A 14,544-nucleotide genomic window follows, 5' to 3' on the forward strand; every position below is an offset into this window, starting at 1 on the left:
GTCATGACGCTCAAACCCGATTCCCATCTCGTCGAAAAACTGGTCGCCAGCGAGGCGCCCTACGATGGCAGCTTCCTGAAGATCCGCCGCGATACGGTGAGCCTGCCCAACGGCAATACGGCGATACGCGAATACGTGGTGCATCCGGGCGCCGTGGTGGTGATTCCGCTGCTGGACGACGGCCGCGTCCTGCTCGAACGCCAGTACCGCTACCCCATCGGGCGCGTCATGACCGAGTTCCCGGCGGGCAAGCTGGACCCCGGCGAAGACCCGCTGGTCTGTGGCAAGCGCGAACTGCTCGAGGAAACGGGCTATACGGCCGCCCAGTGGGCGCATGCCGGGGCCTTGCACCTGGCCATTGCCTATTCCACGGAGATCATCCACATCTTTTTCGCGCGCGGCCTGCGCGCCGGGCCCCGCCAACTGGACCAGGACGAGTTCCTGGACGTGGCCAGCGCGCGGCCCGAAGAGCTGGTCGACGCCTGCCGCAAGGGCGAAGTCACCGACGCCAAGACCCTGACCTGCGTGCTGTGGATGCAGAACGTGCTGTCCGGCGCCTGGAAGCTCGACTGGCAGGACGGCGCGGGCTGAGGCGCGCGCGCCCGGTCCTTCCATCATGTCCGCCTCCTTCCCGGTCCTGGTGCGGCCTGCCGGCCTGCGCTTCGACGCGCCGGCCGGCACGTCCGTGCTGCTGGCGGCGCAGGCGGCGGGCGTCAGGCTGCCCAGCTCGTGCCGCAACGGCACCTGCCGCGCCTGCATGTGCCTGATGCTGGAAGGGGCCGTCGTTTACGGCATCGAGCGGCCGGGCCTGTCGCCCGACGAAAAGGAAGAAGGCTGGATCCTGCCCTGCGTCGCGCAGGCCGCGTCCGCGCTGGAAATCCAGGCGCCGCTGGCCGCGCCGATCGAACCCGCGCCGCCGCCCGCGCCGCGCCCGCTGACGGGGGCGCGGCGCTAGGAGCAGGCTCGGGCGGCGTTCACGCGTGCCGGTGCATGGCGGACACGTGCTTGGTGTCGCGCATGCTGGCGTACACCAGCAGGGACAGGAAGATGACGCCCGCCAGGTAGTAATAGAACCATTCCTCGTGCCCCTGCTGCTTGAAGAACAGGGCGATGGCCGGCGCCGTGCCGCCGAAGATGGATACCGTCACGGCATACGGCACGGCCACGCCGGTGGCGCGGACGTTGGTGGGGAACAGTTCCGCCTTCACCACGGCGTTGATGGACGTATAGCCCGCGGTGAACACCCAGGCCCCGCAGATCAGCAGGAAGGCGATGAAGGGCGAGCGCGTGTGCGACAGCGCCATCAGGATGGGCACGGTGAGCGCGGCGCCCGCCACGCCGAAGAAGATCAGCAGGGGCTTGCGTCCGATCCGGTCGGACAGCGCGCCGTACACCGGCTGCAGGATCAGCGCGAAGATCAGCGAGCCAGCGATGATGTAGGTGGTGACGATGTCCGTGAAGCCCGCGGTCTGGCGCACGAAGGTCTGCATATACGTCGTGAAGGTATAGAAGGCCGCGGTGCCGCCGGCGGTCAGCCCCACGACGATCGCCACCTCGCGCGGGTACTGCAGCAGGCCGCGCAGCGAACTGGTCTGCGGCTTGGCCGCCTTCTGGGCTTCCTTGTACGAATCGGTCTCGGGCATGTCGCGGCGCATCACCGCGGTGATGATCGCAAGCATGGCGCCGATCACGAAGGGGATGCGCCAGCCCCAGGCCAGGAGCTGTTCGTGCGTGAGGAAGACGTTCTGCAACAGCAGCAGCACCAGGATCGCGCTGAGCTGGCCGCCGATCAGGGTGACGTACTGGAAGCTGGAATAGAAGCCGCGATGCTCGGGGTCGGCGATCTCGGTCAGGTAGGTGGCGCTGGCGCCGTATTCCCCGCCCAGGCTCAGGCCTTCGACCACGCGGGCCAGGGCCAGCAGGGCCGGCGCGGCCAGGCCGATCGTGGCGTAGGTCGGCGTGACGGCGATGATCAGGGAGCCCACGCACATCATCCCGACGGAGACCATCAGCGACAGCCGCCGCCCGTGCCGGTCCGCCAGGTGCCCGAACAGCCAGCCGCCCAGCGGGCGCACGATGAAGCCCGCCGCGAAGAGCGTGGCGGCGTTCAACTGCTGTACGACGGGATCGTGGGAAGGGAAGAAGGCGGGGGCGAAGTAGAGCGCGAACGCGGTATAGGCATAGAAGTCATACCATTCCACCAGGTTGCCCATGGATCCGACGAAGATCGCCTTGATGCGGCGCTTGGCGTCGGGCATGTCGAGATACGCTTGCGTCATATCTGTCCTCCAGTTGCGTCTGTCGGGGGCGCCGGACACGCGACCGCGGCCGGCGCCGCGCCGCCTGGACGGACCCGCCGCGGAGGGATCACGCTAGCCGTTATGTTGCGCCTGCCGGCGCGGAAATGCACGTCCTGGAAACGTGTTCGTTTTTCAGTTTTCTGTCAGGACGTTCCGCGCCGCGGCGGGCGCGGAGCCTTATCTGGCGCGCGGCGCGACGGCCTCGCAAGGCGCCGCGCCATCGGCCGCCTGGGCGTCTTCGCCCAGCAGCGCGCGCGCGCCGCAGACCGAGCCGAACATGCCCTTGTTGTCGTGCCCGACGCCGGCCACTTCGTAGGCGCGCCGGTGCAGCGCCACGGGCTTGGCGCCGCGGGCGGCCAGTGCGTATTCATACTGCGCGTAGCCCACGCCCCGGGCGAGCCGGGTGGCGCCCTGGGCTTCCGCGCCGCAGGTCTTGTCCAGCAGGCGGTGTTCGGGATTGTTGTCCGCGCCGCCCAGCAGGTAGGTGACGTCGCGGGCCGCGTAACGCACGAAGAGCCGGGATTCGTCGGTCTCGCGGGCGTAGGACGGAAGCTTGTCCGTGCCGTACTTGTACTGGTTGTACGTCGGGCAGATGCCGCGTTCGTAGGGCGCATAGCCCTTGCCGTCGGCGCGCGGGCGCTCGTTGGTCAGATAGAGGTAGGACGAGGGATTGGCGATCACGTAGCGCAGCGCCAGGCCGTCGCGCCGCAGCGGGCCGTCGACGTTGTTCAGCACCGCGTAGCGCTGCACCAGTTGCGCGCCGGCCGAATGCCCGGCCAGCGCGATGCCCGCCAGGGCGGGCAGGCGCTTGCGGTCGTCCAGGCTGCGCAGCAGGTCGTCGAGCACCTGGAACGCGCTGACCGGCGCGGGCCGCCCGGCGGCCTGCACGCTGTCTTCGCCGTCTTCCCAACTGGCCTTGCGCCAGGCCGCCATGCCGCCGAAACCCGAGTCGATCGAGCCGGAGTAGCGCGGCGCCAGGATCAGCGTGTCGCGCGCGCGGGCGGGATTGCGCGCGAGCAGTTCGTCGACGGTTTCATAGTAGCGGTCGGCGTCGCGCTTGACGCCATGGATCACGACGATGACCTGCCGGACGTCGCGCAGATCGTCGCGGTCGAGCTTGCGGTTGGCGTAGACCGGCATCTTGTACCGGTGCCCCGGCCTGCCGAGTTCCACGGCCTGCCAGCGCAGCGGCGCCGCGCGCTTGGGCGCGGGCACGGTTTCGTCGTAGTCGTACGGGTCGGGCAGGGGCGTCTGGGCGCGCGCCGCAAGAGGCGCCAGCGAGGCTGCCAGGGCGAGCGCCGCGGCGATGCCGCGCGCCGCGCCGACGGCGCGGCCCGGCCATGCCCGGCGCGTGAGAGGAGCGGGCGCGCGGCGCATGGCGCGGCGGGCGTTCAGCAGCCTTCTTGGCCCAGCAACTGCTTGAGCGCGGGCAGGTCCAGGATGCGTACTTCGCGCTGGTTGATCTTGATCAGGCCGTCGCGCGCGAAGCGCGAGAACAGCCGGCTGACCGTTTCCAGGGTCAGGCCGAGATAATTGCCGATTTCTTCGCGGCTCATGCGCAGCACGAATTCGGTGGACGAATAGCCCAGCGACGCATAGCGCTGCGACAGGTTGAGCAGAAACGCGGCCAGGCGCTGTTCGGACCGCATCGAGCCCAGCGACGCCAGCATCTGGTGCGAGCGGTTGATCTCGCGGCTCATCAGGCGGCGGAACTGCTGCTGCAGGGACGGCAGGTGCGTCGCCACGCGGTCGATGTCGGCCAGGCGGATGACGCAGACCTCGGAATCTTCCAGCGCCACGGCGGTCGAGACGTGCTTGCCGTCGAGCATGCCGTCCATGCCGACGATCTCGCCGGGCAGGTGAAAGCCGGTGACCTGGATCTGGCCGGTGGCGTCTTCCAACTGCGTTTTGAGGCTGCCGAAACGCACGCTGTAGACCGCGTCGAGCGGGTGGTTCAGCGAATAGAGCGGCTTGCCTTTTTCAAGGCGTACGCGTTCTTTGACCAGTTCGTCCAGCTTTTCCACTTCGGCGGCTGCCATGCCGACGGGCACGCACACATGCCCCAGCATGCATGTGGAACAGTGGGCGGCATCAGGGGCAACGGGGACCCGTTTTTGCATACGATGACCTTTATAGTGCCCATTGCTCGGACCAGGGCCGGAATGGGTGTAACGCGTGAAGATAAATTCCATTGTAGTCCGTTGTTACTACGGGCGTCTTACCGGCCTTCCGGGACCGGGCGGGCGCGCCGGTAACAGACCCAGTCGTCGGCGGCGATGTCCACCGCCGCGCCGCGCAGGGACGGATCTATCGGATAGTACTGGCAAGCCAGGTACCGGGCCGCCGCCGGGTCCCGCGCCGGGGCGTCCGGCGGGGATTCCAGGCGCGCGGCGACCTCCCGCCGGACGAAGCAGCAGGGCTTCCCGGGGGCGTATTCCTCGATTTCGTCCATCAGGGCGATCAGGGCCGGTTCCACCTGGAAAACGTCGCCCCGCACGCGCCGGCCGTCCTCGACCGGGATCAGCCCGGGCCAGTCGCCGAAATCCACCAGGCGGCCCGGCACGCTGGCGGGGCCGACATAGCGGGCCGCCGGGAGCCGCCGCCGGGCCGCGGCTTGCGCCAGGTCATTGATTTCGCCCGCGCGTAGCGTGCCGTAGACAAAAACGTATATGCTCATAAGTCGGATTGTTGCTGCACGTCGAAAAAACCATGGCGCGGGCAGGGTGTTGAAATTTTCTCATCCGGCCGCATATTCAGCTTATCGAGCCCGCCGGCACGTATCGGTCAGGCTCTCCAACAAGCCAAATGACCATTATGCGATTCGACAAACTGACTACCAAGTTCCAGCAAGCCCTGGCCGACGCTCAGAGTCTGGCCGCCCGCAACGATCACCCCTACATCGAGCCCGTCCACGTGCTTTCCGCCTTGCTGTCGGATTCCGACAGCGGCGCGGGCAGCCTGCTGGCGCGCGCCGGCGTGGCGGTCAATCGGCTGCAGCCGGCCCTTGAAAGCGCCCTGAAATCCCTGCCGCAGGTGCAGGGCGAGGACAACGTCCAGGTCGGCCGCGACCTGCAAGGCGTGCTCACGCGCACCGACAAGGAAGCCGCGCGCCGCGGCGACACCTATATCGCCAGCGAACTGTTCCTGCTGGCGCTGGCCGACGACAAGGGCGAAGCCGGCCGCATCCTGCGCGAAGCGGGCCTGCAGAAGAAGGCCCTGGAGGCCGCGATCGACGCCGTCCGCGGCGGCGAGAACGTTTCCGGCGCCGAAGGCGAATCCAACCGCGAAGCGCTGTCCAAGTACACCATGGACCTGACCGAGCGCGCCCGCCAGGGCAAGCTCGACCCGGTCATCGGCCGCGACGACGAAATCCGCCGCACCATCCAGATCCTGCAGCGCCGCACCAAGAACAACCCGGTGCTGATCGGCGAACCCGGCGTGGGCAAGACCGCCATCGTCGAAGGCCTGGCGCAGCGCATCGTCAACGACGAGGTGCCCGAAACCCTGCGCGGCAAGCGCGTGCTGTCGCTGGACCTGGCCGCGCTGCTGGCCGGCGCCAAGTTCCGCGGCGAATTCGAAGAACGCCTGAAAGCCGTGCTGAAAGAGCTGGCCCAGGACGACGGCAGCAACATCGTCTTCATCGACGAACTGCACACCATGGTCGGAGCGGGCAAGGCCGAAGGCGCGATGGACGCGGGCAACATGCTCAAGCCCGCGCTGGCGCGCGGCGAGCTGCACTGCATCGGCGCGACCACGCTGGACGAATACCGCAAGTACATCGAGAAGGACGCCGCCCTGGAGCGCCGCTTCCAGAAGGTGCTGGTCGACGAACCCGACGTGGAATCCACCATCGCCATCCTGCGCGGCCTGCAGGAACGCTATGAAATCCACCACGGAGTCGAGATCACCGACCCGGCCATCGTGGCCGCGGCCGAACTGTCGCACCGCTACATCACCGACCGCTTCCTGCCCGACAAGGCCATCGACCTGATCGACGAGGCCGGCGCGCGCATCCGCATGGAGATCGACTCCAAGCCGGAAGTGATGGACAAGCTGGACCGCCGCATCATCCAGTTGAAGATCGAGCGCGAGGCCGTCAAGAAGGAAACCGACGATGCCTCGAAGCGCCGCCTGGGCGTGATCGAGGACGAACTGGAAAAGCTGCAGCGCGAGTACAACGACTTCGAGGAAATCTGGAAGGCGGAAAAAGCCGCCGTCCAGGGCACGCAGGCCATCAAGGAAGAGATCGACAGCGTGCGCGCCGAGATGGCGGAACTGCAGCGCAAGGGCCAGTTCGACAAGCTGGCGGAGTTGCAGTACGGCAAGCTGCCCGACCTGGAGGCGCGCCTGAAGGCGGCCGAAGTGGGCGCCGCCGAGGCGGCCGATGAAGCCGAAGGCGGCGAGGGTCGTCCGCGCCTGTTGCGCACCCGTGTCGGCGCCGAGGAAATCGCCGAGGTCGTGTCGCGCGCCACCGGCATTCCGGTGTCCAAGATGATGCAGGGCGAACGCGAAAAGCTGCTGCACATGGAGGAATACCTGCACAAGCGCGTGGTGGGCCAGGACGAAGCCGTGCGCCTCGTGTCCGACGCGATCCGGCGTTCGCGCGCCGGGCTGGCGGACCCGTCGCGCCCGTACGGATCGTTCCTGTTCCTGGGCCCCACCGGCGTGGGCAAGACCGAGCTGACGCGCGCGCTGGCCGAGTTCCTGTTCGACTCCGAAGAGCACATGATCCGCATCGACATGAGCGAATTCATGGAGAAGCACTCCGTGGCGCGGCTGATCGGCGCGCCGCCGGGATACGTGGGCTACGAAGAGGGCGGCTACCTGACCGAGGCCGTGCGCCGCAAGCCGTACAGCGTGGTGTTGCTGGACGAAGTGGAAAAGGCGCACCCGGACGTATTCAACGTGCTGCTGCAAGTGCTGGACGACGGCCGCCTGACCGACGGCCAGGGCCGCACGGTGGACTTCCGCAACACGGTCATCGTGATGACCTCCAACCTGGGTTCGCACCATATCCAGACCCTGGCCGGCAAGCCGTACGAAGTGATCAAGGAAGTGGTCTGGGACGAGCTGAAGCAGACGCTGCGCCCCGAGTTCCTGAACCGCATCGACGAGGTCGTCGTGTTCCATGGCCTGGAAGCGCAGCACATCGAGTCGATCGCCCGCATCCAGTTGCGCCGCCTTGGCGAACGCCTGGAACGGCAGGAGATGCGCCTGGAAGTGAGCGAGCCCGCGCTGGCGGAGCTGGCGCGCTCCGGCTTCGATCCGGTGTTCGGCGCGCGCCCGTTGAAGCGCGCGATCCAGCAGCAGATCGAGAACCCGGTGGCGCGGCTGATCCTGGAAGGCCGCTTCGGCCCGCGCGACGTGGTGCCGGTGGACTGGCAGGACGGGCAGTTCGTCTTCACCCGAACCTTGCAGTAGGCTGGGTGCAGCGCGAGAGTTCTTGAGCCAGAACACCGACGCGCAGCGCGCGGAACCCATGCGGCCGTGGACAGACAGTGCCTGGCAGCGGCCGGAAAACAGTCTCTGCGGCCGCCTGGGCGCCGGGTTTCTCTTCAGAGTATCTCGCGCTGTCCTCGAGCGCACCTAACCCGTCAAGCGGGCGCTGCGCCGAAAACTCCTCGAAATTCGAGGAGTTTTTTTTGCGCGCGAATTCCTGGCGGGGAGCCCGTTTCCGCTATTTTGTTTTTTTAATGTACTAAATTTCAACAAAACCAAGGGTTAATACGGATAATTTACGAAGAATTTTCGTTCTATAAACACGTCATTGTATTTTTTATGTATTTATAGAAATGAAAATTGCGCTGTTGGGCTGCGGCGAGGTCGGATCCTGCTATGCACAGGCATGGGACGCCGCCGGGCATGCCGTGATCGGGATCTGCGAACTGCGGCAGGACGAGGAAATGGCCGGGCGGGCCCGGCGCCATGGCGCCGGACTGCACGCGGAGCCCGGCCCCTGGTTGCGCGAGGCGGATATCGTCGTGTCGGCCGTCTATGGCCACGCGGCGCGCGAGGTGGCGCTGCGGAGCTTTCCGCATATGCGCCAGGACGCGGTCTACGCCGACTTCACCACCGCCAGCGCGTCCGATATGCAGGCGGCCGCGGCGGCGGCCGCCGAGCGCAACATCGGTTTTACCGACGTCGCGATCATGGGGGCCATTGCCCTGCTGGCGGAGCGCACGCCATTGCTCTGCGCGGGGACCGGCACGGACGCGGTGCTGCGGCTTGCCGAGAGCGGCGGGGCGCCAGCGCGTGCCATACCTGGGGCGGCGGGCGATGCCGTGCGCCTGAAACTGCTGCGCAGCGTAATGACGAAGGGCATGGAAAGCCTGGCCGTCGAATGCCTGGTCGCGGCCGAGTCCATGGGCCTGCGGGCCTCCCTTTACGAAGTGCTGGCGGACATCGACCGGACGCCGCTGACGGCATTCATCGATTCGTTCGTGCGTTCGCACGTGCTGCATGCCCAGCGCCGGCTGGCCGAAGTCCGGGAGGCCCGGGAGCAACTGGTCCAGGCGGGACTGGAGCCCCTGGTTCTCGATGGCGTGGAGCGGCTTTTCGACCGGACCAGCCGGGGCATCGAGGCGGCGCGGGCGGACGGAGATTTCAACCTGCCGGATTCCGTCGAGGCGCGTCTGGCCTGGCTGACGCCATTGGCGCGCCAGCACTGAGCGCGCGCGCCGCGCCACGGCGCATTGAATTGCGTATCGAACCAAACAAAACCAACTGTGTGAGGAAGACAATGAAACGCTTGAAGACCCTTCTGGCCGCCACGCTCGTGCTGGGCTGCGCCGCCGCCAACGCGGCCGATATGGGCAACGCGCCCATCACGCTCATTTCACCTTTCCCGCCCGGGGGCGGCACCGACACGCTGACACGCATGATCGGAAGCGCGATCGGCCAGGACAAGGGCTGGAATATCGTGGTGGAGAACAAGCCCGGCGCGGGCGGCAACCTGGCGCTGGATGCCACCGCCCGCGCCCGGCCGGACGGACACACGCTGGTGATGGCCCAGACCGACAACATCGTGCTGAATCCGTGGCTCTACAACAAGCTCAGCTACGACACGTTCAAGGATTTCAAGCCGGTCGGCCCCGTGGCGACGTCGCCAAGCGTTTTCGTGGTTCTGCCCGACTCCCCCTATAAGACGATCGGCGACGTGGTCAAGGCCGCGCAGGCGCGTCCCGGCCTGGTTTCGCTGGGGATTCCCGGCATCGGCGGCACGGGCGATCTGACCGGCTACCTCTGGCGCAAGGCGGCGAACATCGAGTTGATGCACGTGCCTTACCGGGGCTGGGGCCAGGCGTTCCCGGACCTGGCCAGCGGCCGCATCGACATGTATGTGGGTTCCGTCGCTTCGCTGTTGCCGCAGATCCGCGGCGGCAAGGTCCGCGCGCTTGCCGTGGTCGCGAAGGGGCGGTCGCCCGCCTTGCCCGACGTTCCGACGTTCGCGGAAAACGGATTCCCGACGATCGACCAGTCGATCTGGTGGGGCTTGATGGCGCCTGCGAAGACGCCGGATGACGTGGTCGCCGCGCTGAACCAGGCGTTGCAGGAGGTTCAATCCCAGCCCGAATTGGTGAAGAAGCTGGAAGACGCGGGCTATAGCGTGCTCAAGGGCACGCCGGACGACCTGGCGCGGCAGCACCGATCGGACCACGACATCTTCGGAAAGGTCGTGCAGGAAGCCGGTATTCCCAAGCAGTAATGGCAAGAATCGCTATTTCCCCCAGGAGCAAAGATGATCGGCTTTGAGATCCATACGCGCACGCGCGCGGTGAGCAAGGAAACCGTGGACAAGTTCAGCGGCGTTCCGGTCGCCAACATCAGCGACTGCATGTCGCGCATGACGGCCGGCGGCGCGCGTTTGCAGCCCATGCACGATGGCCGTCCGCTTGCCGGCCCGGCGCTGACCGTGCGCACCCGCCCTGGCGACAATCTGCTGGTGCACAAGGCGCTGGATCTGGCGCGGCCCGGCGATGTGATCGTGGTGGATGCGGGCGGCGATCTGACCAACGCCATCATCGGCGAAATCATGACCAGCTATGCGCAATCGCGCGGCATCGCGGGCATCGTGATCAACGGCGCGATCCGCGACTGCGGCGCGATCCGCCGCGGCTCGTTTCCCGTCTATGCGGCCGGCGTGACCCACCGGGGGCCCTATAAGGACGGGCCCGGCGAGATCAATTGCGTCATCGCCCTGGACGGCATGACGATCGCGCCGGGGGATTTGATCCTGGGAGACGAAGACGGCCTGTTGTCGATCCCGTTCGAGCAAACGGAAGCGCTTTACCTGGCGGCTTCGTCCAAGCATGAACTGGAAACGAAAATGCTGGCCGATATCGCGGCGGGCACGCTGGACACGTCCTGGGTCGACGCCAGGCTCAAGCTCCTGGGCTGCTCAGAGGCGAAGGCATGAGCCCGGCGGCGCGGTCCTTGGACAGGATGCGCGTCGTCCGGCTGGATCTCTGGATCGATCCGGTGTTCGACGCGAGCATCGAGCGCGACGAAGCCTTGAGTCTCGAGGTCCTGCCTGCGCACGGCGGCGCGGTCACCGCGTCGGGGCTGGCCGGCGCGCAGGCCTATCACGTCAGCGCGGCCAAGGATGAAGTCCCCGCGCGCTGGTGGGTGTCGGAAAGCCTGCTGGCCCAGTGCCCGGAACTGCTTTGCGTTTCCTCGGGCGGCGCGGGCTACGACACCGTGGACGTCGCGGCCTGCACCCGGGCCGGGGTGGCTGTCGTGAATCAGGCCGGCGCCAATGCCGCGTCAGTGGCGGAAATGACCTTCGCCTTGCTGCTATCGCTGGTCAAGCGCCTGCGTGAATCCCAGGCCGCGCTGCAATCGGGAACCGCCGCGTCCCGGGAGGCCCTGATGGGCCGCGAGATCGAGGGGCGCGTGCTGGGTATCGTGGACATCGGCGAAATCGGGCGCAGGGTGGCCCGCGCGGCCGCGGGCTTCGGCATGCGGGTCATGGCATTCGATCCGCTGCTGTCGCCCGAGGAAATCCGCAGCCGGGGAGCCGAACCGGCCGGCTTCGCGGCGCTGCTCGAAGCGGCCGATGTGGTGAGCCTGCACTGTCCGTTGAACGACGATACGCGCGGCATGCTGGGGGCCGAGGCCTTCGGCGGGATGAAGCCCGGCGCGCTGTTTATCTCGACCGCCCGCGGCGGCATTCATGACGAGGGGGCGCTGCTTTCCGCCTTGCAGGCGGGGCGGCTGGCGGGCGCCGGCCTGGACGTCTGGAGCCAGGAGCCTCCATCGCCCGGGAACGGCCTGCTGCTGCGTTCCGACGTGGCGGCGGCCTACCACACCGGCGGCGTCACGCACGAAGGCCGGCGCAAGGTGGCGCAAGGGTCCGCCACCCAGATCGCGGAGATGCTGGCCGGCCGCCGTCCATCCCGGCTGCTGAATCCGGAGGTGTGGCCGCGGTTCCTGGAACGGCTCGCGCAACGTCAGCGTTGACGCCGCCGCCGTCGATTCCCGGGATACGCTTCCGGTATAGTTCGAGAACCCTGGTCTGGAGTCACGCGCCATCATGTCAAGCGCCCGCGATTACGTATATGGAGAGTTGCGCCGCCGGCTGATGGCAGGCTCTTTCATGCCGGGCGAACGGCTGCGCGAAGAGCACATCGCCGCCGAGCTTTCCGTCAGCCGCACGCCGGTGCGCAGCGCGATCGAGCGCCTGGTGACGGACGGCCTGGTCAAGCACGAGGGCCGGCGCGGCGCGGTGGTGCTGGGTTGGCAAGACCGGGACATCGACGAAGCGTTCGAGCTGCGCATGCTGCTCGAACCCTATTCCGCCAAGGCGGCGGCCGAACGGGCAAGCCCGGAGCAGATACTCGAACTCGAGCGCATCAACCTGTGCATGCTCGACGCGATCAACGACGACGCCGACGACAGCGTCGCGCGCGTGCAGCACTTCAATAACCAGTTCCACCACGCCTTGCTCGAGGCCGCGCAATCCGCCCGCGTGCGCTCCATGGTGGAAAGCCTGCTCGACATGCCCATCATCATCGGTTCGTTCTACTTCTACACCAAGGACGACATGCTGCGCAGCGTGGAGCATCACCGCCAGATCATCGCGGCGCTGCGCGCGCGCGACGCGGAGTGCGCCCAGATCGCAATGCGCTTCCACCTGGCTTCCACGCACCTGCTTTTCCGCAGCCACCGCAAATCGGGCCAATAGCGGGGCGCCGCCGGATGGGCGTTCCAGGCTATTCCTTCCTGGGGCCAGCCTCCGCCAGCGCCTGCTTGATGATGGCGCTGGCCGTCCAGCGCACCACCTCGGTGAGTTCGGGCAGTTCCAGCTTCCAGATGTCCTTCAAGACCAGGAACACCTCGGTGCCGTACACCAGGGACAGCGCCTGCGCCACGCGGTCCTGCTGGGCGGGCGCGAGGTCGGCGGCCAGCGGCGCGATGGCGCGCTTCAGGATGTCGACCCGGTGGCCGCGCACCAGCCGCGGTTCGGCGCCCGCCTTGCCGGCGCTGGCTTCGGCGTGCTGCTGCAGGGACACCATGATGGCCGCGCGCAGCGGGGCTTCGTGCGATTCGAGCCGGGGATAGGCGAAGCGCAGCAGTTCGTCGACCCGCGCGGCGGCGTCTGGCGCGGCCGAGTCCCAGGCCAGGATGGGCCCCAGGCTTTCGTCCACCACGGCCGCGATCAGCGCGCTCTGGCTGGGGAAGTAGCGGTAGGCGGTGGCGCGCGAGACCCGGGCGTGTTCGGCGAGTTCGGCGACCGAGGGCGTGATGCCCTGCGCCATCAGCCGCTGCGCCGCGTCCAGCAGGGTCTTGCGCATGCGCGCCCGCGGCCCGTGCGGCGGTTCGCCGCTGGCCGCGGCCTGGGGGCTGGCGGGCGCGATGAGCCGCGCCGCGCCGGCGTTCGCCGGGGCGTCCTTGGCGGGGGATCGGGTTTGACGTGAGACGGGTGTCTCAGTATGATTCTTTCGTCTCATTTCTAGATTCTACAGGCCTCGCGGCCCCACATATCGAGGCGCGCACCGAGTGTAGCCGCCCGCGGAGGAGTCATGACGCATTCGAACCGGCGGGTCTACGTGGCCGCCACCTACGACACCAAGGGCCAGGAAGCCGAGTACGTGGTGGGCCTGCTCAAGCGGGACGGGCTGGACGCGGTGTCCGTGGACGTGTCCACGTCCGGCGCCGCCAGCGCGGCCCAGGTGCAGGCGCGCGAGGTGGCCGCGTGCCATCCCGAAGGCGCCGAGGCCGTTTTCACCGGCGACCGCGGCACGGCCATCGCCGCGATGGCGCAGGCCTTCGAACGCTATGCCGCCGGCAACCCCGCCATCGGCGCCTTGCTGGGCCTGGGCGGCTCGGGCGGCACGGCCCTGATCACTCCCGCCATGCGCGCGCTGCCCATCGGTACGCCCAAGCTGATGGTGTCCACGATGGCCTCGGGCAATGTCGCGCCCTACGTCGGGCCCTCCGATATCGCCATGATGTATTCCGTGACCGACGTCGCGGGCCTGAACCGCATTTCCCGCCGGGTGCTGGCCAACGCAGCCGGCGCGATCGGCGGGGCCTTCCGGCAGGCGGCCAGCGCCGTCGCGGACGACGGCCGGCCCGCCGTGGGGATCACCATGTTCGGGGTCACCACCGCCTGCGTGCAGCAGGTGGCGCCGCTGCTGGAGCCGCGCTACGACTGCCTGGTGTTCCACGCCACGGGCACGGGCGGGCAGTCGATGGAAAAGCTGCTGGACAGTCGCTTGCTGGCCGGGGTGCTGGACCTGACCACCACCGAGGTCTGCGACTTTCTTTTCGGCGGCGTGCTGGCCTGCACCGAAGACCGCTTCGGCGCCGTGGCCCGCACGGGCGCGCCCTACGTGGGTTCCTGCGGCGCGCTGGACATGGTGAACTTCGGCGCGATGGACACCGTCCCGGAACGCTACCGGGACCGCAAGTTCTACCCCCATAACCCGCAGGTGACGCTGATGCGCACCACCGCGGAAGAGAACGCCCGGCAGGGCGAGTGGATCGCCGCCAGGCTGAACCGCTGCCAGGGCCCTGTGCGCTTCCTGATACCCGAGGGCGGCGTGTCCGCGCTGGACGCGCCGGGGCAGGCATTCTGGGACCCGGAGGCCGACGCCGCGCTGTTCGGCGCGCTGGAGGCGAACCTGGTGCAGACGGCCGACCGCCGCCTGGTGCGCGTGCCTTGCCACATCAACGACCCGCTGTTCGCCCAGACCGCGGTCGAACATTATCTTGAAATCGCCACACACTGAGGATTGCCGCC

14 protein-coding genes are annotated in these 14,544 nt (G+C 67.8%); 9 read left to right on the forward strand and 5 right to left on the reverse strand.

The genetic code is table 11. The features are described 5' to 3' along the window. Window positions 1-3: 3 nt before the first annotated feature. Together AVE30378_RS03200 and AVE30378_RS03205 are read left to right on the forward strand one after the other, a co-directional pair. Window positions 4-591: an NUDIX domain-containing protein gene (locus tag AVE30378_RS03200; protein WP_129239329.1), complete on the forward strand. Its 588-nt coding sequence runs from the start codon at window positions 4-6 to the stop codon at window positions 589-591. A 22-nt stretch (window positions 592-613) separates the two neighbouring features. Then, window positions 614-955: a 2Fe-2S iron-sulfur cluster-binding protein gene (locus AVE30378_RS03205; RefSeq protein ID WP_422393671.1), complete on the forward strand. Its 342-nt coding sequence runs from the start codon at window positions 614-616 to the stop codon at window positions 953-955. A gap of 19 nt (window positions 956-974) precedes the next feature. Here AVE30378_RS03205 and AVE30378_RS03210 read toward each other — a convergent pair whose 3' ends face one another. The 4 genes from AVE30378_RS03210 to AVE30378_RS03225 form a co-directional block, all read right to left on the reverse strand. Then, window positions 975-2,279, reverse strand: coding sequence for an MFS transporter (locus tag AVE30378_RS03210; protein ID WP_129239331.1), 1,305 nt, complete (start codon window positions 2,277-2,279; stop codon window positions 975-977). Window positions 2,280-2,477: 198 nt separating this feature from the next. Beyond that, on the reverse strand, window positions 2,478-3,677 hold the full coding sequence (locus AVE30378_RS03215) for a hypothetical protein (protein ID WP_165360065.1): 1,200 nt from the start codon (window positions 3,675-3,677) through the stop codon (window positions 2,478-2,480). Between the two features lie 14 nt (window positions 3,678-3,691). Next, window positions 3,692-4,420, reverse strand: a complete 729-nt coding sequence (locus tag AVE30378_RS03220; RefSeq protein WP_129239332.1) for a helix-turn-helix domain-containing protein — start codon at window positions 4,418-4,420, stop codon at window positions 3,692-3,694. A gap of 98 nt (window positions 4,421-4,518) precedes the next feature. After that, complete coding sequence (locus tag AVE30378_RS03225) at window positions 4,519-4,977, reverse strand: gamma-glutamylcyclotransferase family protein (protein ID WP_129239333.1); 459 nt, start codon at window positions 4,975-4,977, stop codon at window positions 4,519-4,521. 137 nt (window positions 4,978-5,114) lie between these two features. Here AVE30378_RS03225 and clpB point away from each other — a divergent pair, with 137 nt between their 5' ends. The 6 genes from clpB (at window position 5,115) to AVE30378_RS03255 (ending at window position 12,483) form a co-directional block, all read left to right on the forward strand. Then, complete coding sequence (gene clpB, locus AVE30378_RS03230; protein WP_129239523.1) at window positions 5,115-7,721, forward strand: ATP-dependent chaperone ClpB; 2,607 nt, start codon at window positions 5,115-5,117, stop codon at window positions 7,719-7,721. Window positions 7,722-8,092: 371 nt separating this feature from the next. Beyond that, on the forward strand, window positions 8,093-8,968 hold the full coding sequence (locus AVE30378_RS03235; RefSeq protein ID WP_129239334.1) for an NAD(P)-dependent oxidoreductase: 876 nt from the start codon (window positions 8,093-8,095) through the stop codon (window positions 8,966-8,968). 71 nt (window positions 8,969-9,039) lie between these two features. Then, window positions 9,040-10,005, forward strand: coding sequence for a Bug family tripartite tricarboxylate transporter substrate binding protein (locus AVE30378_RS03240; protein WP_129239335.1), 966 nt, complete (start codon window positions 9,040-9,042; stop codon window positions 10,003-10,005). 33 nt (window positions 10,006-10,038) lie between these two features. After that, entirely contained in the window at window positions 10,039-10,716 is a 678-nt protein-coding gene (locus AVE30378_RS03245) for an RraA family protein (protein ID WP_129239336.1), read from the forward strand. Window positions 10,717-10,742: 26 nt separating this feature from the next. Then, window positions 10,743-11,759, forward strand: a complete 1,017-nt coding sequence (locus AVE30378_RS03250) for an NAD(P)-dependent oxidoreductase (RefSeq protein ID WP_244234958.1) — start codon at window positions 10,743-10,745, stop codon at window positions 11,757-11,759. Window positions 11,760-11,832: 73 nt separating this feature from the next. Further along, window positions 11,833-12,483 (forward strand): GntR family transcriptional regulator, encoded by a 651-nt coding sequence (locus tag AVE30378_RS03255; RefSeq protein ID WP_129239338.1) that lies wholly within the window; start codon window positions 11,833-11,835, stop codon window positions 12,481-12,483. A gap of 28 nt (window positions 12,484-12,511) precedes the next feature. Here AVE30378_RS03255 and AVE30378_RS03260 read toward each other — a convergent pair whose 3' ends face one another. Next, the gene (locus AVE30378_RS03260; protein WP_244234959.1) at window positions 12,512-13,093 is read right to left on the reverse strand and encodes a TetR/AcrR family transcriptional regulator; all 582 of its coding nucleotides are present in this window, start codon (window positions 13,091-13,093) and stop codon (window positions 12,512-12,514) included. Between the two features lie 228 nt (window positions 13,094-13,321). Between AVE30378_RS03260 and AVE30378_RS03265 the strand changes: the two genes are divergently transcribed. Further along, the gene (locus AVE30378_RS03265) at window positions 13,322-14,533 is read left to right on the forward strand and encodes a Tm-1-like ATP-binding domain-containing protein (RefSeq protein WP_129239339.1); all 1,212 of its coding nucleotides are present in this window, start codon (window positions 13,322-13,324) and stop codon (window positions 14,531-14,533) included. The last annotated feature ends 11 nt before the right edge of the window (window positions 14,534-14,544 follow it).

This window comes from Achromobacter veterisilvae (assembly GCF_900496975.1).
In the GTDB taxonomy this organism is placed as follows: Bacteria; Pseudomonadota; Gammaproteobacteria; order Burkholderiales; family Burkholderiaceae_B; genus Achromobacter; species Achromobacter veterisilvae.

Bases quoted from the DNA above. Each gene is read 5' to 3' on its own strand.
- AVE30378_RS03200 (WP_129239329.1), top strand. From the start codon at position 4: ATGACGCTCAAACCCGATTCCCATCTCGTCGAAAAACTGGTCGCCAGC.
- AVE30378_RS03210 (WP_129239331.1), bottom strand. From the start codon at position 2,279: ATGACGCAAGCGTATCTCGACATGCCCGACGCCAAGCGCCGCATCAAG.
- AVE30378_RS03215 (WP_165360065.1), bottom strand. From the start codon at position 3,677: ATGCGCCGCGCGCCCGCTCCTCTCACGCGCCGGGCATGGCCGGGCCGC.
- AVE30378_RS03220 (WP_129239332.1), bottom strand. From the start codon at position 4,420: ATGCAAAAACGGGTCCCCGTTGCCCCTGATGCCGCCCACTGTTCCACA.
- AVE30378_RS03225 (WP_129239333.1), bottom strand. From the start codon at position 4,977: ATGAGCATATACGTTTTTGTCTACGGCACGCTACGCGCGGGCGAAATC.
- clpB (WP_129239523.1), top strand. From the start codon at position 5,115: ATGCGATTCGACAAACTGACTACCAAGTTCCAGCAAGCCCTGGCCGAC.
- AVE30378_RS03235 (WP_129239334.1), top strand. From the start codon at position 8,093: ATGAAAATTGCGCTGTTGGGCTGCGGCGAGGTCGGATCCTGCTATGCA.
- AVE30378_RS03240 (WP_129239335.1), top strand. From the start codon at position 9,040: ATGAAACGCTTGAAGACCCTTCTGGCCGCCACGCTCGTGCTGGGCTGC.
- AVE30378_RS03245 (WP_129239336.1), top strand. From the start codon at position 10,039: ATGATCGGCTTTGAGATCCATACGCGCACGCGCGCGGTGAGCAAGGAA.
- AVE30378_RS03250 (WP_244234958.1), top strand. From the start codon at position 10,743: ATGCGCGTCGTCCGGCTGGATCTCTGGATCGATCCGGTGTTCGACGCG.
- AVE30378_RS03255 (WP_129239338.1), top strand. From the start codon at position 11,833: ATGTCAAGCGCCCGCGATTACGTATATGGAGAGTTGCGCCGCCGGCTG.
- AVE30378_RS03260 (WP_244234959.1), bottom strand. From the start codon at position 13,093: ATGCGCAAGACCCTGCTGGACGCGGCGCAGCGGCTGATGGCGCAGGGC.
- AVE30378_RS03265 (WP_129239339.1), top strand. From the start codon at position 13,322: ATGACGCATTCGAACCGGCGGGTCTACGTGGCCGCCACCTACGACACC.